Origin of the sequence: Dactylosporangium sp. NPDC048998, assembly GCF_043197855.1 — a bacterium.
Lineage (GTDB): Bacteria > Actinomycetota > Actinomycetes > Mycobacteriales > Micromonosporaceae > Dactylosporangium.
Window position 1 is genome coordinate 141,276 of sequence record NZ_JBICTV010000014.1, and the last position, 24,010, is coordinate 165,285.

19 protein-coding genes are annotated in these 24,010 nt (G+C 72.7%); 3 read left to right on the forward strand and 16 right to left on the reverse strand.

The window, feature by feature from the left end; genetic code table 11:
- Positions 1 to 11: 11 nt before the first annotated feature.
- The 8 genes from ACGFI8_RS28650 to ACGFI8_RS28685 form a co-directional block, all read right to left on the reverse strand.
- Entirely contained in the window at positions 12 to 1,502 is a 1,491-nt protein-coding gene (locus ACGFI8_RS28650) for an FGGY-family carbohydrate kinase (RefSeq protein ID WP_392809533.1), read from the reverse strand.
- Positions 1,499 to 2,545: a LacI family DNA-binding transcriptional regulator gene (locus tag ACGFI8_RS28655; protein ID WP_392809534.1), complete on the reverse strand. Its 1,047-nt coding sequence runs from the start codon at positions 2,543 to 2,545 to the stop codon at positions 1,499 to 1,501. Before ACGFI8_RS28655 ends, ACGFI8_RS28650 begins: the two co-directional genes overlap by 4 nt.
- On the reverse strand, positions 2,539 to 3,447 hold the full coding sequence (locus ACGFI8_RS28660) for an alpha/beta hydrolase (protein ID WP_392809536.1): 909 nt from the start codon (positions 3,445 to 3,447) through the stop codon (positions 2,539 to 2,541). Before ACGFI8_RS28660 ends, ACGFI8_RS28655 begins: the two co-directional genes overlap by 7 nt.
- Positions 3,444 to 4,046 carry a hypothetical protein gene (locus tag ACGFI8_RS28665; protein ID WP_392809538.1) on the reverse strand — a complete coding sequence of 201 codons (603 nt, stop codon included), beginning with the start codon at positions 4,044 to 4,046 and terminating at the stop codon, positions 3,444 to 3,446. Before ACGFI8_RS28665 ends, ACGFI8_RS28660 begins: the two co-directional genes overlap by 4 nt.
- On the reverse strand, positions 4,047 to 4,916 hold the full coding sequence (locus tag ACGFI8_RS28670) for a carbohydrate ABC transporter permease (RefSeq protein WP_392809540.1): 870 nt from the start codon (positions 4,914 to 4,916) through the stop codon (positions 4,047 to 4,049). It abuts the gene before it with no gap.
- Positions 4,913 to 5,596 (reverse strand): carbohydrate ABC transporter permease, encoded by a 684-nt coding sequence (locus ACGFI8_RS28675; protein ID WP_392809542.1) that lies wholly within the window; start codon positions 5,594 to 5,596, stop codon positions 4,913 to 4,915. Before ACGFI8_RS28675 ends, ACGFI8_RS28670 begins: the two co-directional genes overlap by 4 nt.
- Before the next feature lie 304 nt (positions 5,597 to 5,900).
- Entirely contained in the window at positions 5,901 to 7,220 is a 1,320-nt protein-coding gene (locus tag ACGFI8_RS28680) for an ABC transporter substrate-binding protein (RefSeq protein WP_392809544.1), read from the reverse strand.
- A 146-nt stretch (positions 7,221 to 7,366) separates the two neighbouring features.
- Positions 7,367 to 8,338: a LacI family DNA-binding transcriptional regulator gene (locus ACGFI8_RS28685; protein ID WP_392809546.1), complete on the reverse strand. Its 972-nt coding sequence runs from the start codon at positions 8,336 to 8,338 to the stop codon at positions 7,367 to 7,369.
- Between the two features lie 112 nt (positions 8,339 to 8,450).
- Here ACGFI8_RS28685 and ACGFI8_RS28690 point away from each other — a divergent pair, with 112 nt between their 5' ends.
- Positions 8,451 to 10,895 (forward strand): GH116 family glycosyl hydrolase, encoded by a 2,445-nt coding sequence (locus ACGFI8_RS28690; RefSeq protein ID WP_392809547.1) that lies wholly within the window; start codon positions 8,451 to 8,453, stop codon positions 10,893 to 10,895.
- Here ACGFI8_RS28690 and ACGFI8_RS28695 read toward each other — a convergent pair.
- The 7 genes from ACGFI8_RS28695 to glgX all read right to left on the reverse strand — a co-directional run bounded on the left by ACGFI8_RS28695 (position 10,876) and on the right by glgX (position 19,638).
- Entirely contained in the window at positions 10,876 to 11,544 is a 669-nt protein-coding gene (locus ACGFI8_RS28695; protein ID WP_392809549.1) for an NAD(P)-dependent oxidoreductase, read from the reverse strand. The genes ACGFI8_RS28690 and ACGFI8_RS28695 overlap by 20 nt on opposite strands.
- 134 nt (positions 11,545 to 11,678) lie before the next feature.
- Entirely contained in the window at positions 11,679 to 12,116 is a 438-nt protein-coding gene (locus ACGFI8_RS28700; RefSeq protein ID WP_392809551.1) for a hypothetical protein, read from the reverse strand.
- An 80-nt stretch (positions 12,117 to 12,196) separates the two neighbouring features.
- Complete coding sequence (locus tag ACGFI8_RS28705; protein WP_392809553.1) at positions 12,197 to 13,105, reverse strand: SRPBCC domain-containing protein; 909 nt, start codon at positions 13,103 to 13,105, stop codon at positions 12,197 to 12,199.
- On the reverse strand, positions 13,095 to 13,457 hold the full coding sequence (locus tag ACGFI8_RS28710; RefSeq protein ID WP_392809555.1) for an ArsR/SmtB family transcription factor: 363 nt from the start codon (positions 13,455 to 13,457) through the stop codon (positions 13,095 to 13,097). Before ACGFI8_RS28710 ends, ACGFI8_RS28705 begins: the two co-directional genes overlap by 11 nt.
- A 79-nt stretch (positions 13,458 to 13,536) precedes the next feature.
- Complete coding sequence (gene treZ, locus ACGFI8_RS28715) at positions 13,537 to 15,237, reverse strand: malto-oligosyltrehalose trehalohydrolase (protein ID WP_392809557.1); 1,701 nt, start codon at positions 15,235 to 15,237, stop codon at positions 13,537 to 13,539.
- Position 15,238: 1 nt separating this feature from the next.
- Positions 15,239 to 17,536, reverse strand: coding sequence for a malto-oligosyltrehalose synthase (treY, locus tag ACGFI8_RS28720; protein WP_392809558.1), 2,298 nt, complete (start codon positions 17,534 to 17,536; stop codon positions 15,239 to 15,241).
- Complete coding sequence (gene glgX / locus ACGFI8_RS28725; protein ID WP_392809560.1) at positions 17,533 to 19,638, reverse strand: glycogen debranching protein GlgX; 2,106 nt, start codon at positions 19,636 to 19,638, stop codon at positions 17,533 to 17,535. The genes treY and glgX overlap by 4 nt, the downstream gene beginning before the upstream one ends.
- Before the next feature lie 243 nt (positions 19,639 to 19,881).
- Here glgX and ACGFI8_RS28730 point away from each other — a divergent pair, with 243 nt between their 5' ends.
- Together ACGFI8_RS28730 and ACGFI8_RS28735 are read left to right on the forward strand one after the other, a co-directional pair.
- Complete coding sequence (locus ACGFI8_RS28730; protein WP_392809562.1) at positions 19,882 to 21,879, forward strand: amylo-alpha-1,6-glucosidase; 1,998 nt, start codon at positions 19,882 to 19,884, stop codon at positions 21,877 to 21,879.
- 25 nt (positions 21,880 to 21,904) lie between these two features.
- Entirely contained in the window at positions 21,905 to 23,386 is a 1,482-nt protein-coding gene (locus ACGFI8_RS28735; protein WP_392809564.1) for a glycosyltransferase family 4 protein, read from the forward strand.
- 279 nt (positions 23,387 to 23,665) lie between these two features.
- Here the strand turns inward: ACGFI8_RS28735 and ACGFI8_RS28740 are convergent, their stop codons facing one another.
- Positions 23,666 to 23,986, reverse strand: a complete 321-nt coding sequence (locus ACGFI8_RS28740; RefSeq protein ID WP_392809566.1) for a hypothetical protein — start codon at positions 23,984 to 23,986, stop codon at positions 23,666 to 23,668.
- Positions 23,987 to 24,010 lie beyond the last annotated feature (24 nt).

Below are 24,010 nucleotides of genomic sequence, written 5' to 3' on the forward strand. Positions count from 1 at the left end.
TCCGGGAGACGTCACGCGAGCAGCCGCTGGCGGGCCGCGAGCGTGTGGGCGATGGTGCGGGTGGCCGGGTAGAGGCCGCGGTAGAGCGCGTAGAGCTCGTCGTAGCCGGCGCGGGTCGCCGGGTTGGGCGCGACGGTCTCGGCGGGCGGGTTCCAGGCGGCGATCGGCACCGGCTCGGCCCCGTCCGTGCCGGCCGCGCGGGCGGCGAGGTAGGCGGCGCCGTAGGCCGCGCCGATCGTCACCGCCGGCACGACCTGGGCCAGGCCGGTCACGTCGCTGACGATGCGGGTCCACAGCCCGCCCTGGGTGCCGCCGCCGACCGCGACGACCCGCCGGATCGGGGCGCCGGCCTCGCGCAGCGCCTCGACGTTGTGCCGCACGCCCAGCGCGGTGGCCTCCAGCGCCGCCCGGTAGAGGTCGCCGCGGGTGTGCCCGAGCGTCAGGCCGGCGAGCACGCCGCGGGCGTCGGGGTCCATCAGCGGGGTGCGCTCCCCGGCGAGGTACGGCAGCATCAGCAGCCCGCGTGCCCCCGCACCCGAAGCCTCCGCCTCCGCCAGCAGCGTGGGGTAGTCCGCGCCGGTGAGCTCGCGCAGCCACGCCGTCACCGCGCCGGACGTGGCCATGCCGCCGGCCAGGTTGCGGGTGCCCGGGTAGGCCCCGACCGTGCCCCACATCGCCGGGCTGGTGACGACGTCGTCGAACGGCCGGTCGACGGTGGCGATGAGGAACATCGTCGTGCCGTACATCAGCATGAGGTCGCCGGGGTTCTGCGCGTCGACGCTGACGGCCTCGGTCCAGGCGTCGATCGTGCCGGTGATCACCGGGGTGCCGGCCGGGATGCCCGCGATGCGCCGGTGGGTCACGCCGGCCGGGTCGGCGGGCCAGGCCAGCGGCGGCAGCTCGAGGGCGGGCGCGATCAGGTCCGCCCACTCGCCGTACCACCGCAGGGCGTGCGTGTCGAACAGCGGCGTGCACTGGCTCGCCGAGTGGAAGTCCAGGGTGTAGGCGCCGGTGAGCCGGTACGCCAGCCACGACGCGGGCATGAACAGCCGGCGTGCGGCCGCGAACACGTCCGGTTCGTGCTCGGCGAGCCAGGCCAGCTTCGGCCCGACCGCCTGCGAGGACAGCACCGACCCGCAGCGCTCGAGGATCGCCGCGGCGCCGCCGAGCCGCTCGGTCAGCGCCTCGATCTGGGCGGTGGCGCGGGTGTCGACGCCGTAGAGGACCGCGGGGCGCAGCGGGGTGCCCCCGGCGTCGGTGAGCAGCACGCACGGGCCCATGCCGCTGACCCCGACGGCGGCGACCTCGACGCCCTCGGTGAGCTCGCCGGCCAGGGACACGAACTCGTCCCACCACACCTCGCCGTCCATCTCGACGTGGCCGGGGTGCGGGCGGGACACGGCGTGCTCGCGGGTCGCCGAGCGCAGCACCCGGCCGTCCGCGTCCACGAGGACGGCCTTGGTGCTGGAGGTGCCGACGTCGACGCCGAAGAAGAGGGTCATCGCTGCTCCCGGGTGCTGTGGTCGCGGGTGCGGAGCACGACCGTGCGGGCCGGCCCGTCGTCGCCGCCGATGCGCTCCAGCAGCAGCGCGGCCGCGGCCTCGCCGAGCTCGCGGGCGGGCAGGTCGACGACGCGGATGCCGCGCCGGCCGAACGAGGCGAACGGCAGGTCGCCGAAGACGGCCAGGCCGAAGCCCGGCGGGGCGAGCCCGGCGTCGTGCAGGGCGTCGAGGGCGCCGGCGGCCATGAGGTTGTTGGCCACGACGGCGGCGTCCGGCGGCCGCGGCAGGGCCAGCAGGTCGGCCATCGCCGCCCGGCCGCCGTCGACCCGGTAGTCGGCGTAGCGCAGCAGCTCGTCGAGGTCGCCGTCGGAGCCCTTGGCGCCGCTCGTGCCCTTCGCGCTCTTCGTGCCGGCCGCGTCCGCCCGGCCGGTGGCGTGGCGGCTCGCCGCCTGCCGCCAGCCGGCCATGCGCAGCTGGGCGGTCTCCACCGAGCTGGGGCCGGTGATGCAGGCGACCCGGGTGAACCCGGCGGCGAACAGCGATTCCGCGGCGGAGCGGCCGCCGGCCCGGTTGTCGACGGTCACCGCGTCCACGTCGGCGCGGGCGAGGCTGCGGTCGACGGCGACGACCGGCCGGCGGTGCGCGACCAGCCGGCTCACGTCGCTGGCGTCGTCGGCGGGGGCCAGGATGACGCCGGCCATGTGCTCGGCCAGGGCGATGTCGATGTACGTCGCCTCCCGGGCCGGGTCCTCGTCGGTGTTGCACAGCACGACCGAGTAGCCGGCGGCCCGGGCCCGGTTCTCCACGCCGCGGGCCAGTGCCGTGAAGAACGGGTTCTCGATGTCCGGGATGATCAGCCCGATGACCGCCGAGCGCTGGCCGCGCAGCCGGCGGGCGGTGCGGTTCGGGGTGAACGCGAGCTCCGCGGCGGCCGCCCGCACGAGCCGTTCCGACTCCGCCGACACCTTCGCGCCGTTCATGACCCGGCTGACGGTGGCGGGGGAGACGCCCGCCCGGGCGGCCACCTCGTAGATCGTCACCACGTGCGGAAGTCCTCGCGTAGCGAGCGCCGCAACGCGTCGATCCGCCGGGCGCGGGTGGTGCGGCTGATCGCGGCGTCCGGGGCGATCGCCTCGAACGCGTGGACCGCCCCCGGCACCAGCTCGAAGTACGTCGGCACGCCGGCCGCCGCGAGCCGCCGCGCGTAGTCGGCGTCCTCGTCGCGGAACATGTCGGACTCGCCGGTGTCGACGTACGTGGGCGGCAGCCCGCGCAGGTCCGTGGCCCGGGCCGGGGCGGCGAGCCCGTCGGCGGGCCGGCCGCCGAGGTACGCCGCCCAGCCAACGTCGGCCAGGCGCCGGTTCCACACGGGCGCGTCGGCCAGCTCGCGGGAGCTCGGCGTCTCGTGGCGGTCGTCGAGCATCGGGTAGTACAGGTGCGCGGCGGCGATCGCGGGGCCGCCCGCGTCGTGGGGAAGGTCGCGGGTGAGCAGGCACAGGGCCGCGGCGAGGCCGCCGCCCGCGCTGGCGCCGGCGACGACGACCCGCTCGTAGCGGGCGGCGCACCAGGCCAGCGCGGAGCGGCAGTCGTGCAGTGGGGCCGGGTGCGGGTGCTCGGGTGCCAGCCGGTAGTCCACCGCGACGACGGCCGCGCCGAGCTCGGCCGCGAGGTCGCAGCAGAAGGCGTCCTCGCGGCGGGCGTTGCCGAGGTACATGCCGCCGCCGTGGATCCACAGCACGCACGCGCCGCCGGTGCCGTGCACCCGCAGCTCGATGCCGTCGTCGGTGCGCAGCACCTCGGGCGGGGACGCGGGCGGCGGGGGCGGGGCCTCCTCGTGCCGCCGCTCGTCGACGGCGCGGACCGTGGCGACGTCGAGCGGGCCGTCGGGCAGGTGCGGGGTGAGCGTGCCCGCGATGCCGTCGAGCAGTTCCGGATCGATGTTCATCTAGTGCTCTGGATGGTGTCGATCTCGGACAGCAGCGCCGCGGTCTGCCGGGCCGCGATGGTGAGCAGCAGCGGCGCGACCGCGACGGCGAGGACGCCGGCGGAGGCGGCCACCGCGAAGCCGCCGAGCACGGCGAGGGCGGCGAGGGTGAGCGTCCAGGCGGGACGGTACGCGGCGAGGATGGCCCCGCCGCGTACCGCCGCCAGGCCGCGCCGCCCGCGCACCGCACCGTAGGCCAGCGCGTACGGCCCGACGAGCAGGACCGCCGCGGCCGGCACTGCGCCCCAGGGGGCGACGAGGGCCAGTCCGGCGGTGGACAGCGCCAGCGCGAGCACCGGGTCGGCGCGCAGCAGCAGCGCCAGGCGCGCGGGCTCGCCGCGGGCGGCCGCGGCGGCGAGCGGGGCCAGCCCGGTCAGGGCCAGCGCCGCCGGCAGGGCCGCCGCGGCGGCGATCCACCCGGGCGCGCCGGTGAGCAGGGCGGCGGCCATGGGCGCCGCCGCCGCGGCGGCGACGGCGCCCGCGACGAGGACGCGGGGCAGCTCGTGCCAGGCGGCGGAGGCGCCGGACCAGGCCAGCCAGGGCAGTGTGGTGTTCTGCATTTACAGCTTCAATCCGCTCGATGCGATGGACTGCACGATGTAGCGCTGGGCGACGACGAACACGACGAGGACCGGGACGATCGCCATCGCGATGCCGGCCGCGATGGTGCCCAGCGAGCCGGTGGAGAACCGCCCGGCCAGCAGCACCAGGCCCACCGGCAGCGTCTGCCGCTCGGTGTCGCTGATCATGACCAGCGGCAGCAGCAGGTCGTTCCACCAGTACGTGAAGCACAGGATGCCCAGCGTCGCGATCGACGGGCCGGACAGCGGCAGGATCACGCGGGCGAACGTGCGGAAGTGACCGGCGCCGTCCAGCCGCGCCGCCTCCTCCAGCTCCAGCGGCAGCGCCAGGAAGTGCTGGCGCAGCAGGAAGATCCCGAACGCGCTGAAGATGCCCGGCAGGATCAGCGCCCACAGCGTGTTGGTCAGGTTCAGCTTCGACATGACCAGGAACAGCGGGACGATCGTCACCTGGATCGGGATCATCAGCGAGCCGATGACGACGGCGAAGAGCACGCCCTTGCCGCGGAAGCGCAACCGGGCGAACGCGTAGCCGGCGGTCGAGCAGGTGATGAGCTGCGCGACCGTGATCGTCGTCGACACGATGATCGAGTTGAGGAAGAAGCGGAAGTACGGCACCTGGTCGGTGACCTTGCCGAAGTTCCCGGCCGTCAGGTTGTCCGGGTCGAACGTCGGCGGGAGCCGGTACAGCTCGGCGTCGGAGGCGGAGAACGCGCCGCGGAAGATCCACAGGAACGGCGCGGTGATGGCGAACGCGGCGACGGCGAGGATCGCGAAGGTGGCGATGCGGGCGATGAGGCGGCTCGTTCTTGGCTCGTGTCGGTTCGTTCTTGGCTCGTGTCGGCTCATTCGTAGAAGGTCCATCTGCGCGAGAGCCGGAACTGGATCGCGGTGAGCACGATGAGCACCAGCGTGAACGTGATGCCGATGGCGGAGGCGTAGCCGAGGTCGAAGTCGCCGAACGCCCGGTCGTAGAGGTACTCCACGATCGTGCGGCTGGCGTCGCCCGGCCCGCCCTGGGTGAGCACCCGCGGCTCGGCGAAGATCTGGAACGAGTTGATCGTGTTGATCACGACGAGGAAGAAGATCGTCGGCGAGAGCATCGGGAACGTGATGCGCCAGAACCGGGTCCAGGCGTTGGCGCCGTCGACGATCGCGGCCTCCTTGAGCTGGTCCGGGATCGCCTGCAGGCCGGCGATGTACACCAGGATCGAGAACCCGATCGTCTTCCACGAGTTCACGACGATCACCGACACCGGCGCGAACGCCGACGAGCCGAGCCAGTCGATGCGCCCGACCCCGACCAGCCCGACCAGGTAGTTGACCAGGCCGAGGTCCTTGTTGAGCAGGAACCGCCAGATCAGCGCCACCGCGGAGGCGGACACCACGAACGGGAACAGGAACGACAGCCGGAAGAACCCGCGCAGCCAGCGCGGCATGCGCGTCTCGAGCAGCACGGCGAGCAGCAGCCCGACGACCACGTTCACCGCGAGGATGACCAGCGCCATGTAGGTCGTGGAGCCGTACACCCCGAGCAGCCGGTGGTCGTGGACGAGTCGGTCGAAGTTGTCGAACCCGACGAACTCGCCGTCGGAGAGCAGGTCCAGTCGTAGAAGCTCAGGTACAGCACGCCCGCCGTGGGGGCGAGGACGAACACGAGGAAGGTGACGATCGACGGGGACAGGAAGGCCAGCGCGGCAAAGCCCTCTCTGCCGTCCCTGCCTTCTCTGCGTCTGCGGGGGGCCCTCCGGCCGGGCTCGCCGAGGTCGGCGACCGCGGCCGGAGGGATGGTGCTCGAAGTCATACTGAGGTCCCTTGTGGGTCAGCCTGTTTTCAGCAGGTGACGATGCTGCTCAGTTCACTCTGCATGTTCTTGAGGCCGTCCTGGACGGACGACTCGCCCGCAAAGATCAGCTGAAGGTGGCGCAGGACGGTCGACTCGAAGGTGCTGTACTTCGCCGGCGCGGGGTAGGGCACCAGGGTCGGGTACTTGTCGATGCTGTCGTAGAACAGGTCGGAGTTGGCGGGCGGCACGCCGACCTTGGAGATCGTCTGGGCGAGCGAGCGGCGCGACGGGATCGAGTCGCCCGGCTTCTCGGGGGTGCCGACGTACTGCTTCTCGATGTCGGTGCTCACCGTGAACTTCTGGTATTCCCAGGCGAGGTCCGGGTTCTTCGACGACTTGAGGATCGGGTAGCCGGCGCCGCCGAAGACGGTCTTGTAGGTGTCGCCCTTGGGGTACAGCTGGATGTCGAAGGCCTTGAACCCGGCCGGCAGGAACGTCGCGATCGGCCAGCGGCCCGCGCCGAACATGGCGACCTGGCCGTTCTGGAAGCGGGTGAACACGTCGCTCATCGGCATCGGGGCGGGGGCGATGTTCTCGGTGATGAGGTCGCGCAGGAACTGCACGGCCTTGGCCACCTGGGGCGTGTCGGCGGTGGCCTTGCAGACGTCGTCGCTGGTCAGGTTGCCGCCGGCGTTGGCGACCCAGGGCATGATGCCGGGGAAGATCTCGTTGCTGGCCCAGGTGAAGCCGTACTGGTCGGGCTTGCCGTCGCCGTTGGTGTCGGCGGTGAGCTTCTTCGCCGTCGCCTTGAAGTCCTCCCAGGTCCAGTCGGGCTTGGGCGGCTCGACGCCGGCCTTCTTGAACACGTCGGTGTTGTAGTAGACGACCATGTCGTTCCAGCCGTACGTCAGGGTGACGATGTCGCCCTTGACCGTGAAGCCGTCGATGAGGCCCTTGGCGATGTCACCGGTGAGCGTCTTCGCGTCGGCGTCCTTGTCGAGGTACTTGTTGATCGGCAGCACCAGGTTGTTGGCGTGCACGAACTGGGCGCCCTCGCCGGAGATGACCATGAGGTCGGGGTGTTTGCCGGAGGCGATGAGCGTCGCGACGTTCGCGTAGTACGTGCCCCAGTTCTCGCCGCTGACGGGGGTGAGCGTCACCTTGACGCCGTCGTGCGCGGCCATGAAGGCGTCGGCCGTGGCCTTGTTGCCGCTCTCGGCGGCCGGGCCGTAGTTCCAGTACGCGATCTCGAGCGTCTTGTCGCCGGAGGCGCCGCCGCCGGAGTCGCTGGAGCAGCCCGCGAGTCCGGAGGCCGCCAGCGCGGCGGTGGCGCACCACAGCGCGATCTTTCGTAACGGGGTGTTCATATGCCTGCGTCCCTCTCGGTTTGGGAGGCGGTTGGGAGGCGGTGCGGTGTGGGGCACAGTGAAGACCAAGAAATCGATTTCGTCAAGAACCTCACCCCAGGGCTGATGCATCGCACCTGATCAGGCAACTTATGGTCTGGTATCGATTACAGCGAGGGGGCCAGGTCGGCGCGCAGCACGACCGTCCGGGGCGGCTGGGCGTCGCCGGCGATGCGCTCGAGCAGCATCGTGGCCGCGGTCGTGCCCAGGTGGCGGGCGGGCAGGCGCACCTGCACCACGGCGGGCGGCGTCAGGAACATGAACGGCAGCTCGCCGACCACCGCCAGGCCGTAGCGGGCCGGGTCGACGTCCGCCTCGACGATCGCCTGCAGCGCCCCGACGCCCATGAGGTTGTTCGTGGTCAGCACGGCGTCGGGCGGCTCGGGCAGGGCGAGCAGCGCCCGCATGGCCGCGTGCCCGCCGTCGGTGCGGAAGTTCGCGTGCTGCAGGTACTCCTCGGGCCAGGCGGCCCGGCGCGCGGTCATGACCTGCCGCCAGCCGAGGAACCGGTCCTCGGTCGCCTCGATGCCGACCGGCCCGGCGATGCAGGCGATGCGCTTATACCCGGCGTCGAACAGCGCCGTCGTGGCCGCGATGCCGGCGGCCCGGTTGTCCACCTTGACCGCGTCGACCGGGTAGGGCGTGGTGCGGTCCACGGCCACCACCGGCCGCCCGAGCGAGGCGATCGCGCCGAGGTCGGCCTCGTCGGAGGCGGGCGCGAGGATCACGCCGGCCATCTGCTCGGACGCGGCGATCTGCAGGTAGCGCAGCTCCTTGCCCGGGTCGTCGTCGGTGTTGCACAGCACCACCGAGAAGCCCGAGGCTTGCGCGCGGTCCTCCACACCGCGCGCGAGGGCGGTGAAGAACGGGTTCTCGATGTCGGGGATGAGCAGGGCGACGACCTCGGAGCTCTGCTTGCGCAGCCGGCGGGCGGTCTTGTTGGGCGTGAAGGCCAGCTTGGTGGCGGCGTCGCGCACGGCCCGCTGCTTCTCCGGCGAGACGGTGAGCCCGTTGAAGACGCGCGAGACCGTCGCAGGCGAAACCCCGGCGAGCGCCGCTACCTCGTAGATCGTGGCCATGAGGAACTGTAACCAGGCGCATTGCGGTTTCTTGTGGGCGCCTTCGGCGCAGCCGGCGGCGTTGTCGTGGGGGTGGGGTGGTGGCTTGACAGTTGTGGAGGGGTGATCTAGCTTGCGTGAAATCGATTTCATGGGCTCGTTGGAGGTTGGCGTGGGGGTGTACACCGGGGGTGCTCGGCGTGCCGTGGCGTTTCCGCTCGGCGGGCTCGGGGCCGGGCACGTCGCGCTCTGCGGGGACGGGGCGTTGCGGCAGTGGCAGCTTTCCGGGGTACCGAACCATCGAGGGCTGCTGCCGGACAGCTTCTTCGCGCTGCGGGTCTCGTCGCTCGAGCCTCCCGCCGACGTTGTGCGGCTGCTGCGGGCCGCGCCCATCGTGCCGCACCCGCGGCCCGCCGCCAACGTCTCCGACGGCGAAGTTCCCGACGCGCCGCCGGTGGACGACTTCGGGGCGCCGCTCTGGCCGTTCGTGGCGGAGACCGCCTTCGAGGCCGGCTATCCGTTCGCGCGGGTCTCCTATCTCGATCCGGAGTTGCCCGTCGCGGTGTCACTGGAGGCGCACACGCCGTTCGTGCCGCTAGACGCTGACGCCAGTTCGCTGCCGCTGGTGCGGTACCGGTTCACGATCACCAACTCCAGCGCCGAGTTCCGGCACGGGTTCCTGCTCGGCACGCTGCAGAACGCGGCCGGCTGGGACGGGGTCACGCCGATCCGCGGCACCCGCGGGGCCGGCTACGGGGGCAACGTCAACCGGCTGCTGCGCCGGCCGGGGCAGAGCGGCGTGCTCATGGACCACCCCGGGCTGGCCGAGGACGACCCGGCCGCCGGCGAGCTGCTGCTGTGGACCGACGCGCCGGCCGCGGTGCTGCCCCGGGCCCTGGACGCGGCCGCGCTGCTGCGGTTCGTGGAGACCGCGCGGCTGGTCGCGCCGACACAGCTCGGCGACTACTCCGACGCCGCGCTGCGGGCCGCCCTCGCCTCCGGGGCCTCGCCGATGCGCGCCCCGACCGGGCCGAGCCCGGCCGGGCACACCTGGGACGCCGGGGTCGCCGCCGCGTTCGCCCTCGAGCCGGGGCAGAGCACGACGATCGACATCGTGCACGCCTGGTGGTTCCCCAACCGGTACGCCGACTTCGACCGCTTCGGCCCGCAGCACACGTACGGTCCGACCCGGTTCTGGGTCGGCAACCACTACGCGACCCGGTTCGGCGGGGCGCTCGACGTGCTCGACGCGTACCTGGCCGACCGGGAGCGGCTCGACGCGCAGTCGCGCGCGTGGGCCGACGCGGTCGCGGACAGCGACCTGCCGGAGCCGCTGCGCGAGGTGATCGCCGCGCAGGGGACGCTCGTGCGATCGCCGAGCGTGTTCCGTACCGCGGACGGGCGCACCTACGCCTTCGAGGGCGCGCTCGGCGAGTCGACGCGCAACTGGAACGGCGACGCGGGCGGCTCCTGCCCGCTCAACTGCAACCACGTCCTCAACTACGAGCAGGCCCTCGCCCGGCTGTTCCCGGCGGTGGGCCGGGACATGCGCGAGACCGAGTTCGCGGTGCAGGCCGCCGACGGGTCGATCCCGCACCGGGTGGTGCTGCCGCTCTACCTGCCGCAGCTGCACGGCGAGATGATCGGCGGGCCGGTGCGCCCGGCGCTGGACGGCATGCTCGGGGCGGTGCTCAAGACGTACCGCAGCGTCCTCGACGGCGCGGGGGAGCCCTGGCTCCGCGCGCACTGGCCCGCCCTGCAGCGGCTCATGTCGCATATTTCCGATACGTGGGACAAGTCCGGGGACGGTGTGCTGCGCGGCGACCAGCCCGTCACCTACGACATCTCCCTGCACGGCCCGAACATGTTCGTCGGCGCGCTGTGGCTGGCCGCCCTGCGCGCCATGCACGAAATGTCGGGAATCATGGGCCTCGAATCGATATTCCAGGACACGTTCGTGCGAGCCTCCGCGGCCTACGACGAACTGCTGTGGAACGGCGAGTTCTACGCCCAGCCGCCCACCGGCGAGGCGTACGACTTCGGCGCCGGCTGCCTGTCCGACCAGCTGCTCGGCCAATGGTGGGCGCACCAGCTCGGGCTGGGCCACCTCCTGCCGGCCGAGCGCGTGCGCGCCGCCCTGCGCTCGATCGTGCGGTACAACCTGCGGCGTTCCTTCGAACCCCACGGCTACCGCGAGTTCGCCGACGGCGACGAGACCGGCCTGGTGGTGTGCAGCTGGCCGCACGGCGGGCGCCCGGCGGTCCCGCTGCGCTACTGCGACGAGGTGTGGACCGGGGTGGAGTACCAGGTCGCCGCGCACTGCATCTACGAGGACCTGGTGGACGAGGGCCTGGCGATCGTGAACGGGGTGCGGGCGCGCTACGACGGCACGCGCCGCAACCCGTTCAACGAGATCGAATGCGGGGACCACTACGTGCGCGCGATGGCCGGCTGGTCGCTGCTGGGCGCCTGGACCGACGGCGGCAAGCGCCCGGGCCGGTACCCCTACGTCGCCGGCACCTCGTGGGGCGTGCTCACGGTGGCCGAGGACGGCACGGTCACGAGGCGACCCCGATGACGTGCCCGATCGTCTCGGGCCGCTCGAGGAGGGCGAGCATGTGGTGCGCCACGTCGGCCCGCGGGATCGAGAAGCCGCCGCGGATGTTGCGGTCGAACTCCTCGCGGTAGCTCCCGGTCAGCGGCTTGCCGGTGAACATCGGCGGCCGGGAGATCGTCCAGTCCAGGTCGCTGGCGCGCACCACGTCCTCCATGCGGGCCAGGTCGGCGTAGTGCTCGCGGAACTTCGTGCGGGCGAAGGGCGCGCCGAGGTGGCGCATGAAGAACCCGTCGCCGGGGTCGTGCCGTGGCGGGTTCGGCCGCTGCGGCGACGGCACGGTGCCGATCGGCGCCGCGCTGAGCACCACGAGGCGGCGCGCCCCGGTGTTGGCCATCGCCGCGACGATCGCGCGGGTGCCGCGCTCGGCGACGCCCGCGTCGGTCGCGCTGGTCGCGCCGAGCGCCGACAGGACCGCGTCGGCGCCGGCGACCGCCTCGCGCAGCGCCCCCGCGTCGGGGCGGGCCAGGTCGACGGCGACGACCCGCACGGGCGCCCCGCCGAGCTTGCGCGGGCTGCGCACGACCGCGGTGACGTCGTGGCCGGCCGCGACGGCCTGGTCCAGGATGTGGCGACCGGTACCCCCGGTGGCGGCGACGACGGTGAGCTTCACGACAACTCCTCTGTGTTCGATAACTTCTCCATCTCCGATAATACGAGTTTCATAAGATATCGCCACTGTGATCCGGCATGCAGAAGCGGCGCCACCCCCGGCCGGGGATGGCGCCGCTTCGGAGTCGGTCGGGGTCAGGCCGCCGTGTACTGGAACGCGCGGAGCAGGTTGTCCGCGCCCTCCTTGTCCAGCGCCGGGTAGGACAGGCGCAGCCCGTGCCCCTCGCCGCCGATGGCCAGGGTCACGGTCGCCGTGATGCCGCGCTTGACCTCGGCGATCGACAGCGCGTGCCGCGGCATCTCGCCGACGATCTTCGCCGTCGGACGGCCGGTCAGCCAGTGCGCCTCGAGCAGCAGCAGCCGCTGGTTGGTCAGCAGGACGTAGAACGCCTTCTTCTGCTGGTACACCCCGACGGTGCCGCCCGAGAGCAGCAGCGACGCGGCGGCGAGGGCCGCGTTGCGGGCGACCGAGACCTTGCCGACCCGCGCGCGGCCGGTGGCCTCGGCCCGCTCGCCCGGGCCGAAGAGCGGCGTGGCGACGGTGGCCGTCATGTCGTGGAGCTTCTGCCTCACGTGTTCTCCCCGTGGCAGCTGTGCCCGCGTGGGGCGGGCGGTGAATGTCAGCACGCGCACGGTACGGCCGCCGACGTCCGTCAGCCAGTGACCGTTCGGTCGATGCCGTCGTCGGCCGGGCGGCCGGATCCGAGCGGGATCTCCTGCAGCAGCCAGGTGTTGCCGTCCGGGTCGGCGAAGGGCACGTACAGGATGCCGCCGAGGTCCTGCACCTCGCCGGCGTCCACGCCGCGTGCCAGCAGCGCCGCTCGGGCCCGCCGCACGTCGTCGACGACCAGGTGCAGGCCGCGCAGCGTGCCCGGCGGCAGGTCCAGCCCGGGCAGGTCCTTGTAGAGCACGATCGAGCACGCCGAGCCGGGCGGGGTCAGCTGCGTGACCCGGGCGCCGTCGCCGGGCTGCACGTCGTGGTCAAGGTGGAAGCCGAGCCGGCCGGCGTAGAACGCCAGGGCCGCGTCGACGTCCTTGACCGGCACCGGCACGAGCTCCAGCCGCATCGTGAACGCCCCGCCGGCCTGCTCGGCGAGGTAGGCGTCCAGGCCCGCGTAGCCGGCGTCCATGCCCTCGCGCATCCCGCTGTGCACGGCGGCGTCGCGGGCGGCGGGGGAGGCGTACCGGATCCGGGTGGTGATCCTGGTGCGGCCGCCGAGGTCGGTGAACGTGACCGTGTTGTGGGTCGCCGGCCAGTCGCCGCTCCACGCCTCGGTGCTCACGAGCCGGCCGGGTGGCTCGACCTCCTGGAACGTGCCGGCGATCGTCATCTCGGCGCCGTCGGCGGCCCGCCACACGTAGCGGTACGCGCCGCCGGGGCGCAGGTCGATCTCGCAGACCGGCATCGTCCAGCCGGGCGGGCCGACCATCCAGTTCGGCAGGTGCCGCGGGCTCGTGTGCACGTCGAACACCAGGTCCCGCGGGGCGGCCACGACCCGGGTGATGCGCACCCCGGCCTCGCCGTCCAGCTCGAACCCGGTCACGCCCAGCTCATCGCTCATCTCGTGCCTCCGTCCCCTCGTGGTGTAAACCGTCCTGAACGAACTGCAGATACGCGTCCAGGCGCGCATAACTGGAGTCCCAGAAGCGCTGGTACTCCGCGGCGAACGCGGCGACCTCGCGCAGGGGCGCAGCCTCCAGCCGGCACGGCCGCCACTGCGCGTCCCGGCCCCGGGAGATGAGCCCGGCCTGCTCCAGCACCCGCAGGTGCTTGGAGATCGCCGGCCCGCTCATCGCGAACGGCGCGGACAGCTCCTTCACCGTCGCCTCGCCCTCGGCCAGCCGGGCCAGGATGGCGCGCCGGGTGGGGTCCGCGAGCGCCGCGAACGTCACGCTCAGTCGATCATCACTCATGGCTACCTAACCAGGTGGTTATCTAACCTCTTGGTTAGCTAAGCAGCTCACGGGGCTCACAGTCAAGCGAGCCGGGTCGTCACAGGATCGCGGCCGACTCCCCGGGCAGCGTGAGCAGGCCCGACTGCAGCAGCGCCGACTCGTCCGTGGCGAACAGCAGGCGCTCGGCCCGCAGCGGCACGGTGCGCGGGTCGGGGGTCAGGTTGGCCACCACGGTCCGCTCGCCGCGGCGGATGAGCAGCACCCCGTCGTCGTGGGCGACGTGCACCCGGTCCAGCCGCGGGTCGGACAGGCCCGGCAGCCGCTTGCGCAGCGCGATGAGCCGCCGGTAGAGCGCCAGCATGTCGGTGTCCATCGCCGCCCAGTCCAGGTGCGAGCGGGCGTACGTCTCCGGGTCCTGCGGGTCGGGCACGTCCCCCGGCGGCCAGCCGTGCGCGGCGAACTCCTCCCGCCGGCCCTCGCCGACCGCCGCCGCGAGCGCCGGCTCCGGGTGGCTGGTGAAGAACTGCCACGGGGTGCGGGCGCCGAACTCCTCGCCCATGAACAGCATCGGCGTGAACGGCGAGGTCAGCAGCAGCGTCGCGCCGACGCGCAGCAGGCCCGGCGACAGCGTCGCGGTGAGCCGGTCCCCCCTCGCCCGGTTGCCGACCTGGTCGTGGTTCTGCAGGCACACCACGAACCGGTGGCCGGGGATGCGCTCCCGGTCGACCGGGCGGCCGTGCACCCGGCGGCGGAACGACGACCAGGTGCCGGCGTGGAAGAACGCCGACTCCCACACGGTCTTGAAGCACTCCGGGGACCCGAAGTCGCCGTAGTACCCCTGCCGCTCGCCGGTCAGCATCGCGTGCAGCGCGTGGTGGACGTCGTCGTCCCACTGGGCGTCCAGCCCGTAGCCGCCGCCCTCCCGCGCGGTGATCAGCCGGGCGTCGTTGAGGTCGGACTCGGCGATCAGCGACAGCGGCCGGCCCACCGCGCATGCCAGCGCGCCGACCTCGACCGCGAGCTCCTCCAGCAGGTGCGTCGCGCCCCGGTCGACGAGCGCGTGCACGGCGTCGAGGCGCAGCCCGTCGGCGTGGTAGTCGCGCAGCCACTGCAGCGCGCTGTCGATGATGAACCGGCGCACCTCGCCCGAGTCGGCCTCGTCGAGGTTGAGCGAGCGGCCCCACGTGTTCGCGCCCGCCGACAGGTACGGGCCGAAGCGCGGCGCGTATGCCCCGGACGGGCCGAAGTGGTTGTAGACGGCGTCGATGATCACCCCGAGGCCGGCCCGGTGCGCGGCGTCCACGAAGCGCTTCAGGCCGTCGGGGCCGCCGTAGCTCTCCTGCACCGCGTGCCAGCCCACGCCGTCGTAGCCCCAGTTGTACTCGCCGTTGAAGGCGTTCACCGGCAGCAGCTCGACCAGGTCGACGCCGAGATCCTTCAGGTACGGCAGCCGCTCGATCGCCCCGTCGAACGTCCCGGCCGGGGTGAACGTGCCGACGTGCAGCTCGTAGATCACGCTGCCGGACAGCTGCCGGCCGGTCCAGCCGGCGTCGCCCCACGCGTAGCGGTCGTGCTCGTAGACGCGGCTGCGCCCGTGTACCCCGTCCGGCTGCCGGCGCGAGCGCGGGTCGGGCAGCACCTGCTCGTCATCGTCGAGGGAGAAGCCGTAATCGGTGCCGTGGCCCGCGGCGGCGTGCTCGGCCACCCACCACTGGCCCTCGGCCGTCATGGGGATGGCCTCGGTACCGCTGTGCAGCACGACCCGGCGCGCGGACGGCGCCCAGACGCGAAACTCCATCTCAGCCCCTCACCAGCAGCGCGACCGGATAGGTGGCGAGCACGTCGCCGAGCGCCGGGGACGCCACCGCGCGCCCGGTCAGCGCGTCGGTCCAGGTGTCGGCCCAGGCGTCGGTCCACCCGCCGCCGGGCAGTTTCAGCTCGGTGTCGCCCCAGCCGCCACCGGCCGCCAGCCCGACCGGCAGCCGGGTGACGACGGTCAGCGCCCCGCCCCGGTCGAACGCCACCGCGTGCCGCTCGGCCGAGCCGACCGCGGCCACCGGCCGGTAGCCGCCGAACAGCTCCGGCCGGTCCCGGCGCAGCCGCAACGCGCGGCTGACGACGAGCAGCTTCGCCGCGCCGGAGACGTCCACCGGCGGCAGCGCCGACCCGGCCCCACCGGCCGGCGGCACCGCCGCGTCGAGCGCGGCGAGCAGGTCGCGGCGCTCGGCGAAGTCGACGGGGCGGCGGTTGTCCGGGTCGACCAGGGAGTTCTCCCACAGCTCGGTGCCCTGGTACACGTCGGGGACGCCGGGCATGGTCAGCTGCACCAGCTTCTGGCCCAGCGAGTTGCTCCAGCCGAACGGCGTGATCCGGGCCGCGAACGCCGCCACCTCCTCGCGCAGCTCCTCGTCGGCGAAGACCCGCGCCAGGGTCGCCTCCACGGCGTCCTCGAACGCCGCGTCCGGCGCGTCCCACGACGTGGAGCGGTTCGCCTCGCGGGCGGCCTTGGTGAAGTACCGCCGCAGCCGCTCCTGCTCGACGGGCCAGGCGCCCACGAGGGTCTGCCAGAACAGCTCCTCGAACGACGAGTCGCTCAGCGGGGCGACCGCGCGCCAGCCCTGCTGGACCGCGGCCCACTCGGCGGTGATCTCGCTGAGCACCGCCAGGCGGGCCCGCACGTCCTCGCCGCGCTTCGTGTCGTGCGTGGACAGGGTGGTCATGCCGGCCGGCCACTCCCGGTGGCGGCGCGCGGCGGCCTCGTGGAACTCATCCGGCTCGACGCCGAAGCGCGACGGGTCGCCGCCGACCTCGTTCAGGGCGATGAACCGGTTCCAGCGGTACATCGCGGTGTCCTCCACGCCCTTGGCCATGACGGCGCCGGTGAGCTGCTGGAAGCGCAGGCACAGCTCGTCGTCTTGGTCCGTGAGCCGCGGGGCGAGCGCTTCGATCGCGCCGGCCAGGTCGGGACGCTGCTCCCGGGCCCGGCGCGCGGCCTCGTCGAAGACCTCGCGGCCGTAGGGCAGATATGTTCGATATATATCGAAATTCGCCGCCAGCTGGGACAGCGCGTCCTCGACGTCGTCCTCGCCGGCCGAGCCCGCCGGGCCGATCAGGCGGGCCAGGCGGTGCAGCTCCGCCGGGAACAGGCGGCCCATCACGTCCAGCTTCCGCTCGTGGGCCTCGTCGTCCCACGGCGTCTCGGGCGCCGGCGGCGACGCCGGGTCGATGAACAGGCCGCACACCTCGGCCAGAGCGTCGTAGCCGGTGGTGCCGTCGACCGGCCACTGCGGCGGCAGCGGCTCGCCGCGCTCCAGGATCTTCTCCACCACCAGCCACGTGTCCGGCGCGGCCGCGCGCAGCCGCGCGAGGTAGCCGCCGGGGTCGCGCAGCCCGTCGGGGTGGTCGACCCGGATGCCGTCGACCAGGCCCTCGCGCACCCAGCGCAGGATCTCCGCGTGCGTGGCCGCGAAGACCGCCGGGTCCTCGACGCGCACGCCCGCGAGCTCGGTGACGGCGAAGAACCGCCGGTAGTTGAGCCGCTCGTTGCCCTCGCGCCAGTGGACCAGGCGGTAGTGCTGCCGCCCGTGGACCTGCTGGGGCGTGCCCTCGCCGGTACCCTCCGCGATCGGGAAGCGGTGCTCGAAGTACCGCAGCTCGTCCCCGTCGACGCGTAGGTCGTCCAGCGACGGCGAGCCGAGCACGGGCACGACGAGCGGGCCCGTCTCCCAGTCGATGTCGAACCAGCCGGCATACCGGCTGCCGCGGCCGTGCTTGAGCACGTCCCACCACATCGGGTTGGCGGCCGGCTGGAACAGCCCCATGTGGTTGGGCACGATGTCGGCGACGAGGCCGAGGCCCTGCGCGCGCAGCGCCGCCACGAGCCGGTCGAGGGCCGCCGCGCCGCCCAGCTGCGGGCTGACCACCCGCGGGTCGACGACGTCGTAGCCGTGCGGCGAGCCGGGCGTCGCGGCCAGCAGCGGCGCCGAGTACAGGTGGCTCGCGCCGAGGTCGCGCAGGTACTGCGCCAGCCCGGCGGTCGTGTCCAGGTCGAAGTCCGGGCGGACCTGCACCCGGTAGGTGCTCGAGGGGCTCGTCATACCGTGCGGTCCAGCACGACGAGGGAGCGGTCCGGCACCGTGATCGTCCCGCCGGCGGTGTAGGAGACGCCGTCGCGGGCCGGGCCGGTGGAGGTCGCGATCACCAGCTCCCATTCCTTGCCGTACTCCTGCTGCGGGATCACGAAGTCCAGCGGCTCGGAGTGGGCGTTGAAGCACAGCAGGAACGAGTCGTCGACGTGCCGCTCGCCGTGCGAGCCGCGCTCGGTGATGGACTCGCCGTTGACGAACAGCATCAGCGCCTTGCCGAAGTGGTTGTCCCAGTCCTCCTCGGTCATCTGCCGCCCGTCGGTGGCGAACCAGGCCACGTCCGGGATCGGCGTGCCCTCGGCGCGGGCGACCGGCCGGCCGGTGAAGAACCGGCGCCGGCGGAACACCCGGTGCCGCTCCCGGAACAGCGCCAGCCCCCGCGCGAACGCGAGCAGCTGCTCGTCGACGGTCTGCCAGTCGACCCAGCTGATCTCGTTGTCCTGGCAGTAGGCGTTGTTGTTGCCGCCCTGGGTGCGCCCCAGCTCGTCGCCGGCGCAGATCATCGGCACGCCCTGCGAGAGCATCAGCGTGGTGATGAAGTTGCGCCGCTGCTTGGCCCGCAGCGAGTTGATCGCCCGATCGTCGGTCGGGCCCTCGACCCCGCAGTTCCAGGAGCGGTTGTAGCTCTCCCCGTCGCGGTTCTGCTCGGTGTTGGCCTCGTTGTGCTTGTCGTTGTAGGACACGAGGTCGTTGAGCGTGAAGCCGTCGTGACAGGTGACGAAGTTGATGCTGGCGAACGGGCGGCGGCCGTCGTCCTGGTAGAGGTCGGCGGAGCCGCAGATGCGCGAGGCGAACTCGCCCAGTGTCGCCGGCTCGCCGCGCCAGAAGTCGCGCACGGTGTCGCGGAAGCGGCCGTTCCACTCCGTCCACAGCGGCGGGAAGTTGCCGACCTGGTAGCCGCCGGGGCCGACGTCCCAGGGCTCGGCGATCAGCTTCACCTGGTTGACGACCGGATCCTGCTGTACCACCTCGAAGAAGGTGGACAGGCGGTCCACCTCGTAGAACTCCCGCGCGAGAGTGGAGGCGAGGTCGAAGCGGAACCCGTCGACGCGCATCTCCGTGACCCAGTAGCGCAGCGAGTCCATCACCAGCTGCAGCGAGTGCGGGTTGCGCACGTTGAGGCTGTTGCCGGTGCCCGTATAGTCGGTGTAGTACCGGTTGTCCTCGTCGTCGAGCTTGTAGTAGTGGCCGTTGTCCAGGCCGCGGAAGCTCAGCGTCGGTCCGAGATGGTTGCCTTCGGCCGTGTGGTTGTAGACCACGTCGAGGATGACCTCGATGCCAGCCGCGTGCAGCGCCTTGACCATGCCGCGGAACTCCTGCACCTGCTGGCCGCGGTGCCGGCGGGCGTAGCCGTGGTACGGGGCGAAGAAGCCGATCGTGTTGTAGCCCCAGTAGTTCGACAGCCCGAGCTCGACGAGGCGCTGGTCGTGCACGAAGTGGTGCACCGGCAGCAACTCCAGGGCCGTGATGCCCAGGCGCTTGAGGTGCTCGACGATCGCCGGGTGGCCGATGCCGGCGTACGTGCCGCGCAGCTCATCGGGCACGTCCGGGTGGCGCATGGTCAGGCCCTTCACGTGCGCCTCGTAGACCACGGTGTGGTGGTACGGCACGCGCGGGGCGGCGTCGTTGGCCCAGTCGAAGTACGGGTTCACGACGACCGCCTTCGGCATGAACGGCGCCGAGTCGGCCGTCGACATCTGCTCGGGGTCGTTGAAGTCGTACCCGTAGACCGCGGGATCCCAGTTGATGTCGCCGTCGATCGCCTTGGCGTACGGGTCCAGCAGCAGCTTGTGCGGGTTGCACCGCAGCCCCCGGGCGGGGTCGTACGGCCCGTCGACGCGGAAGCCGTAGCGCTGCCCCGGCTCGACACCCGGCAGGTACGCGTGCCACACGAACGCGTCGACCTCGACCAGCCGGATACGCTCCTCGTTCTCCCGGTCGTCGAAGAGGCACAGCTCCACCGATTCGGCCACCTCGCTGAAGATGGCGAAGTTGGTCCCCTGCCCGTCGTAGGTCGCCCCCAGCGGGTACCGGTTGCCCGGCCAGACCTGCATGCTCGCTCCTGCTCTGTCGCTCGGCACCGCGGCTTCACTGCAGTCCCCGTCGCCACAGTGTTACGTGCGTCGAAAGTTCACGCACGGGTACGCGTGAAGCTGGCTGGCATATGCCCAGCGCGCTCAATAATGAATCGTGCCCGGCCTGCGGTCGGATTACCGACAGAGTTTCAGGATGAACCTCAGGCGAATTCAGCCGTGGCGCGCGTTTCGAGCGAGGGGGAACGGATCATAGTTGGGCACATGCCCCCGGGATCGGTGATGACCTTCGGCCCGCATGCCTGTGGCACGCCGGCAGGGTTCGAGTCCGAATGGCTGGTGACCGACGGCCTCGGGGGATACGCGACCGGCACGATCGCGGGCCTGCGCACCCGCCGCTACCACGCGCTGCTCGTCACGCCGCAGCGCCGCGTCGCGCTCGCCGCCCTCGACCCGGTGCTGAGCATCCCCGGCCGCCCCGACGCCCGCCTCGCCGTGCACGAGTGGGTTTCCGGCGCACTGGACCCGGCCGGACACCATCTCCTGGAATCGTTCGACGTCACCGAATCGGTGCCGCGCTGGCGCTGGCGGATCGGCGAGTACGTCCTGGAGCGCGAGATCGCGATGCCCTTCGGTCGCAACGCGGTGGCGGTCGTGCACCGGCTCGTCGCCGCGCCGCCCGGTGCCTCGGTCCGCCTCGCGCTGACGGCGCTGTGCACCTGGCGGGACGCGGATTCGGAGCGTTCCCACGACGGTCCCGGCCTCGCCATGGACGGCACCGTCCTGGAAGGCGGGGCCTACCGACTCGACGGGCCCGGCTGGAAGCCGATCGGGCAGTGGTACCACGGCGCCTACCACCGCGAGGAGGCCGCCCGCGGGCTCAACCCCGTCGAGGACCTCTGGGCCGCCGGCACGTTCGAGGGCATCCTGCGCCCCGGCGATACGCTCACCGTCACCGCGACCTCCAGCGATTTCGATCTGCCGCTGCCGCCCGGCCCCGCGATCGTCGACGCGGCCCGCCGCCGCGCCTGCAGGCTGGTGCGCCAGGCCGGCGCCCGCAGCACCGCCGAACGGCTGCTCGCCCTGGCCGCCGACCAGTTCATCGTCTCGGATGAGGGGACGCCCGCGGTCATCGCCGGGTATCCGTGGTTCGGTAGCTACCTGCGCGACACGATGACCGCCTACGAGGGCCTGTTCCTGCACACCGGCCGCCACGCCGAGGGTCGCCGGCTGCTGCAGGCGCACGCCGGGCTGGGCGTGCGGATGCGGGAGGAGACGCTCAACGACGCCGACGGGCCGCTGTGGTACGTCCACGCCGTCGAGCGGCACGTCGTGCGTACCGGCGACGACCAGCTGGCCCGGGACCTGCTGCCCGCCGTCGAGGGGGTCGTCGCGGCGTACACCAAGGGCACCCGCGACGGCGTGACCGTGGACCCCCTCGACGGCCTGCTCGCGCTCGACGCCGACCACGCCGGCGTCACGTGGATGAACGCGCGGCTGCCCCAGGGCCCCCTGACTCCGCGCGACGGGAAGCCGGTGGAGCTCAACGCCCTGTGGGCCAACGCGCTCGGCGCCCTCGCCGCGCTGCGGGAGCGGTGCGGCCGGGACGCCTCCGTCGTCCACGCGCGCCGCGACGCGGTCCGGGCCCAGTTCGTCAAGCGCTTCCGGGCCCCCGACGGCTGGCTGTTCGACGTCGTCGACGCCGGCCCCGCGCCCTACCCGAAGGGCGGCAGCGGGGTGCACGACGACTCGGTGCTGCGCCCCAACCAGCTGCTGGCGTTCAGCCTGCCGTACGCCCCCGCCGCCGACGAGGCGCAGCTGCGCGACAACGTGCTGCGGGCCGTCGGCGCCGAGCTGCTCACGCCGTTCGGGCTGCGGACGCTTCCGACCGACGAGTACGGGTACTGCGGCGCCCACCGCGGCGGCGTGTCCGCCCGGGACACCGCGTACCACCAGGGGACGGCGTGGCCGTGGTGGTTCGGGCCGTACGCCGACACGCTGCGCGCCGCCGACCGTCCGGTTGACGCGCTGCTGAGCGCCGTTGAGGCACATTTGAGCGAGTGCGGTCTCGGGTCGGTGAGCGAGATCGCGGAGGGTGACGCACCACACCGCCCGACCGGGGCGCCGTTCTCGGCCCGCTCGGTCGCCGCGGTACTGCACGCACACGCGGTGATCAGGCAAAACTGCAACTTGCAGGGAACGGAAAAAAAGAAATTGGCCCGCGAAGCCCGTCCGCGAACGGGTCGGAACGCGCTACGGTGACAGTCGGCGACGAGAGGTATCCGCTATGCGCGTATTGATGATCGCCTGGGATTTTCCGTCGAGTGAAGCATTAGCCGCCCGCCCGGGCCGGATCGCCGCATTGTCGGCGGCCCTCGTCGCGGGTGGCCACGACGTCACGGTCGTCAGCCGGCACCACCCCGGCGCGCCCGCGATCGAGACGTTCGGCGGCGTCCGGGTGGTCCGGGCCTGCGCGCTGCCGCCGTTCGACGACACCGACCTCGGCCACACCATGGCCGTCAACCACCTGCTGGCCGAGGCCGCCGTCCGCTCCGCCCCCGCCCCGGGCTACGAGGTGATCCACGCCCACGACTGGCTGGTCACGCACGCCGCCGTCACGCTCAAGGAGCACTTCGGCATCCCCATCGTCGCCACCCTGCAGGCCACGGAGGCGGGCCGGCACCAGGGCTACCTGCCGGGCGAGACGAGCCGCTCCGTGCACTCGGTGGAGTGGTGGCTGGGCTCGGAAGCGTGCCGCGTCATCGTGCCGACCGAGTACCTGCGCTGGGAGGTCCAGCACCTCTTCGACGTCCCCGCCGAGCGCGTCGACGTCGTGCCCAACGGCATCGACCCGGACGTCTGGACCGCCGAACCCCGCGCCGTGCTCTCCGCGCGCCTGCGCTTCGCCGGCGAGGGCCCGCTGCTCGTCTACGCCGGCCGCCTGATCGCCGAGAAGGGCGTGCAGGACCTCCTCGCCGCCATGCCCGCGATCCGCGAGCGCCACCCCGGCACCCGGGCCGTCGTCGTCGGCGACGGCGACTACCGCGGCACCCTCATCGAGGAGGCCCGCCGCCTCAAACTGCACCGCGCGGTCTCCTTCCCCGGCACCCTCGACCAGCGCACCCTCGCCGCCGTCCTGGCCGCCGCGGACGCCTTCGTCATGCCGAGCCGCTACGAGCCGACCGGCACCGTCGCCCTGGAGGCCGCCGCCTCGGGCGCCGCCCTCGTGGTCGCCTCCACCGGCGGCCTGGCCTCGATCGTCGAGCACGGCGTCACCGGCATCCGCTTCCCCGCCGGCGACCCCGACGGCCTGGCCGACGCCGTCGGCGCCCTCCTGCAGGACCCGATGTTCGCCCAGACCCTCGCCTCCCGCGCCCGCCTGATGGTCCGCGAACGCCACTCCTGGCACGCTATCGCCGCCCGCACCGCCGCCGTCTACGGCGCCGCCGTGGACGAGTCCCCGGCCTTCGAGGCCCGCCGCGAGGCCGCCGTGCTGGGCAGCGGCCTGCCGGTCGTCCTCGTCCCGCCGGGCAACCTGCTCGCCGACCCCCCGCGCGTCCCGGTCGGCGCACGCCCGTCGAGCCTGGTCCGCGCCGCCGCGGAGGAGGCGGCCTGGCAGGCCGGCGCCGACGCGGCGAGGGCCGCGATGGCCGCCGAGGGCACCCTGTGGACGGACCCCGCCGCCCGCGAGGCCGCGGACCGCGACGCCGCCGCAAGAGCCGCCGCGGCCCCGTTCGACGTGGTGATGGCCGCGGTGGAGCGCCGCTGACCGCTCGGTGCCGGTCGATGCATCGCCGCCGGTGCCGTGTCAACGGGATCGGCGCGTGGTGGCCTGGACATCAGAACGCAGACTCTGGACCGGCCGGGTTCGCCGGCCGTTGTGCGGGCATTCTCGGGCAAGGCCGCAATACGCCACACGGCGCCGACTGGTGCCGGCGCCCCCGGCAAGCCGGCTTCAGCCGCGCCGTCGAGGGGCCCGGGTGTACGCCCCGGCTGGAAGACTGGGGGCGCCAGCGTCGCCGCCGGCCCGCCAGCCGGGCGTCATGGATCACGTGATCTCAGGGAGCGAGTGCACCCGTCGTTCGGCCAGGTCCGGTAGGTGTCGGGCAGCCGCCACGAAGTCGTTGTCGTCGTGCAGGACCACGAGTCCGCGGATGGCCGCACAAGCGCAGAGCAGCAGATCTACGCGGGACAGCGCTCGATGCGCCCCGGCTCGCAGCAGGCGGTACTGCGCCGACTCGACCCACTGCCACGCCGTCTTCGGTACCGGAACGTCCGGGTAGAGATCAACGAACATCGAGGTCATTTGCTCGTACTCGTCGAGGTTGCGGGCGCAGCGGCGAAACTCGGTGCGTTGGGGGGCTGGCACGATCCAATCGCGTGATCAGAGATC

What these genes read in the sequence shown, in the direction of transcription:
- ACGFI8_RS28650 (WP_392809533.1), bottom strand. Translation starts at nt 1,502, where the DNA reads ATGACCCTCTTCTTCGGCGTCGACGTCGGCACCTCCAGCACCAAGGCC.
- ACGFI8_RS28660 (WP_392809536.1), bottom strand. Translation starts at nt 3,447, where the DNA reads ATGAACATCGATCCGGAACTGCTCGACGGCATCGCGGGCACGCTCACC.
- ACGFI8_RS28665 (WP_392809538.1), bottom strand. Translation starts at nt 4,046, where the DNA reads ATGCAGAACACCACACTGCCCTGGCTGGCCTGGTCCGGCGCCTCCGCC.
- ACGFI8_RS28670 (WP_392809540.1), bottom strand. Translation starts at nt 4,916, where the DNA reads ATGAGCCGACACGAGCCAAGAACGAACCGACACGAGCCAAGAACGAGC.
- ACGFI8_RS28680 (WP_392809544.1), bottom strand. Translation starts at nt 7,220, where the DNA reads ATGAACACCCCGTTACGAAAGATCGCGCTGTGGTGCGCCACCGCCGCG.
- ACGFI8_RS28685 (WP_392809546.1), bottom strand. Translation starts at nt 8,338, where the DNA reads ATGGCCACGATCTACGAGGTAGCGGCGCTCGCCGGGGTTTCGCCTGCG.
- ACGFI8_RS28705 (WP_392809553.1), bottom strand. Translation starts at nt 13,105, where the DNA reads ATGAGCGATGAGCTGGGCGTGACCGGGTTCGAGCTGGACGGCGAGGCC.
- ACGFI8_RS28710 (WP_392809555.1), bottom strand. Translation starts at nt 13,457, where the DNA reads ATGAGTGATGATCGACTGAGCGTGACGTTCGCGGCGCTCGCGGACCCC.
- treZ (WP_392809557.1), bottom strand. Translation starts at nt 15,237, where the DNA reads ATGGAGTTTCGCGTCTGGGCGCCGTCCGCGCGCCGGGTCGTGCTGCAC.
- treY (WP_392809558.1), bottom strand. Translation starts at nt 17,536, where the DNA reads ATGACGAGCCCCTCGAGCACCTACCGGGTGCAGGTCCGCCCGGACTTC.
- glgX (WP_392809560.1), bottom strand. Translation starts at nt 19,638, where the DNA reads ATGCAGGTCTGGCCGGGCAACCGGTACCCGCTGGGGGCGACCTACGAC.
- ACGFI8_RS28730 (WP_392809562.1), top strand. Translation starts at nt 19,882, where the DNA reads ATGCCCCCGGGATCGGTGATGACCTTCGGCCCGCATGCCTGTGGCACG.
- ACGFI8_RS28735 (WP_392809564.1), top strand. Translation starts at nt 21,905, where the DNA reads ATGCGCGTATTGATGATCGCCTGGGATTTTCCGTCGAGTGAAGCATTA.